The 2,260-nt window shown below is 37.9% G+C and carries 1 protein-coding gene; it reads right to left on the bottom strand.

The window, feature by feature from the left end:
* Nucleotides 1-575: 575 nt before the first annotated feature.
* Entirely contained in the window at nucleotides 576-1,922 is a 1,347-nt protein-coding gene (locus J3U16_RS11775) for a hypothetical protein (RefSeq protein ID WP_267343162.1), read from the bottom strand.
* Nucleotides 1,923-2,260 lie beyond the last annotated feature (338 nt).

Here is a 2,260-nt window from a genome sequence, read left to right as displayed (position 1 = left end):
AGCTAAAACCGTGTAAAAAGTATAGTGATTGGAAAAACACGATGCAACACTTTTTTTCGCTCATTTGCGTTAACTTTTGTAAATAGGATCTAAAAAGGATCTAAGTTATAATTGTTTAACTATTGTTTTAATTAAATATATCAAAGTTACAAATCTTTAAAATCAGAGCAATTGATCTTCAAAAATTTTATTTTAGGGCTTTGAATTAGAAATTTAGTGATTTTGATATTTTAATAATTTTTAAGTGAAATTTAGAACCTCAAAAACCCCGCTCCTCAACTTTTTTTGATGGAAAAAAACGGCTACTAAAAAACGCCACAGCTTAAAGCGGAATTATTTATTTGAGACAACATTGCAGAATTTAAAACCCCAAAAACCCCGTTCCTCAACTTTTTTTGCGATAAAATCGCCTCAAAAATAAACCCGCCGAGGCGGGTAATTGAAGTCTCGCTTAGCCACAAAATTGCTTTTTATGGCTAAACGACGTTGACTCGAAGCTTATTTTTAATGACTTAATACTATTTTTCCTCACCCCCAACCCTCGGCACTAAAGATTAAGGACGAAGAAATAAGAACTAAGGATAGGTGCAAAGCCCGAAGACGTTTTCGCTGGTCGAATCCACAGCACCGTTGTCCGAGTGCACGATAAACTGTTCACGGCCATTGGAATCACTAGTAAAGAACCAATTGGCGTTGACAGGAAGGTCAATGGCTGAATAATCGGACATATGCCCCCACTCCGCGAAAAGGCCAGAACCAATATGACGCATAAAATGATTACTAGGTGAGGAAGGGGTGGCGCTGGCAGCGCCTCGACAACTTAAATTTGTATTACGACAAGATGCATTGGTTAAATCCTTTACGCTAGGCATTCGATAACCAAAACTATTACACCATGATAAATGATCAGAATAATAGCCATGCACATCACCACGGCTGAGGAACCACTGCTTCAAAGTAAAACCATATTTAACGACTGGATTACCTTGAGCGTCACGACCAACCAACTCGAATGTCTGAGGTAAAGAAGGCTTAGCAATAAAACCAGGATTGCTAGAATTCCATTGGGATTCGGTAGCGTAGGGACCAGTTAAAGTAACGCGAACGAAGTGAGAGCTAGAATAAGACATTGTAGCTGTAATACCTCCCTTAGAAACGGAAGACCAAAACAAAGGTTGACTAACATTACTAATCTCTAAGCCAAAACGCAAATTATTAATACCAGTAGTAGGAAAGTTTTGACCGTAAGAGGATGGGTCTGTTTTTTGTGTGAGAAAACCATAATAAGGGTCCCACATCGAAGCTGGACCAGCATAATCATCTGTACCAAAAATCAAATTAGGTATGGCAAAATCAATTCTAGCACAAACTGATGTACCAAGCTTTGGATTGACGTAATAAGTCACACTACTTTCACGGAAAGTACTACTACTAGGAACACCATAACGTGTGGACAATGTACCATCAGTACTAGTTAATGTAACACGATAAGGTGCAGAATCATTACATGTCGTTAACACAGTATCACGCGACACTAGTTGATTGTTTTTATCGACGATAGATAAACTTAAACGACCAGTAGCTGTAACACCAGCATCACCATCATCATCTCCCCAATAATTATTAGGTGGACCGATAAGAGTACTTAAATCGACTGAATTAGTATTAGTCGGTACAAACATATCAATATCAGCAAAACTCTGTCCCTCAACCGGCAAGGAGATAGGTCTTGAAGAAGATGATGAATTGGTAGAAGGCGTGTACCTAGTTCCGTCAGATAAAGTAATCCCAAGCAGACCGTTAGCATCAACAACACGTGTACGACCACCATCGAAAGTCAAATACGGCGCACTACCCTCAATATGATTTTTTGTTGTCTGTGAAGTCAATGCATGACTGGGAAAAGAAAGAAAAAACACCACGAATAGACCTAAATGGATCCACCGGGATAATTGTAGAAGATATAAGGATCTAAAAAAGGATCCAGAAAACGATCGCGCGAAAATTCGCAGAATTTCACTTGATCGCATGAAAAAATAAGCGATAGTGAAAAATTTAAGTTGGGAGCTGGACTTAGACGAATTTAAATTAGAGGTTGGCCAAGTTGCCTGTTGCCTGTTGCCTGTTGAAAATTATAAAACATATGCGACAATCCTGTCAAGTAATTTTTTGATTTATTTGCAATTTTATGCTTTTTTTATCAAATTTTAGCTTCTTTGCTAAAATTGTTAAAAAAGTATAGTGATTGGAAAAACACGAT

The sequence above is a fragment of the Gilliamella sp. B3023 genome (assembly GCF_026536845.1).
Taxonomy (GTDB): domain Bacteria; phylum Pseudomonadota; class Gammaproteobacteria; order Enterobacterales; family Orbaceae; genus Gilliamella; species Gilliamella apicola_E.
This window is presented reverse-complemented; position numbering and strand designations above follow the sequence as displayed.